Source organism: Clostridium sp. AM28-20LB, from assembly GCF_003480665.1.
In the GTDB taxonomy this organism is placed as follows: domain Bacteria; phylum Bacillota; class Clostridia; order Lachnospirales; family Lachnospiraceae; genus Otoolea; species Otoolea fessa.
Genome location: NZ_QUJN01000024.1, coordinates 241 through 575 on the forward strand (window position 1 = coordinate 241; position 335 = coordinate 575).

The 335-nt window shown below is 40.0% G+C and carries 1 protein-coding gene; it reads left to right on the forward strand.

The features are described 5' to 3' along the window. On the forward strand, positions 1 to 335 hold a 335-nt coding region (locus DW739_RS15280), incomplete at both ends, for a recombinase family protein (RefSeq protein WP_243023805.1).

Here is a 335-nt window from a genome sequence, read left to right on the forward strand (position 1 = left end):
TTCAAAAATTCCTATAAGGACAAAAAGACGAAAAGGGCAAATAAGGAAGATTGGGTGGTTTTTGATGATACACAAGAGCCTATTGTCGATGAAGAAACATGGCTGCTTGCTCAAAAGTTAAGACAGAATGTAAGAAAAGCAGATCCTATGGGCGAGCCTAATGTTCTGACCGGAAAGATTTACTGTGCTGATTGTGGTGCGCCGATGTATAATCACAGGCAGCGGAAAGGGCGAGAAAGAATATACTATACTGCCAAAGGCGAAAAAAGGACAAGTTATTCCAATCCGGCAGATTGTTATGAATGTTCCACTTATAATCTTGCTTATCAGAAGTA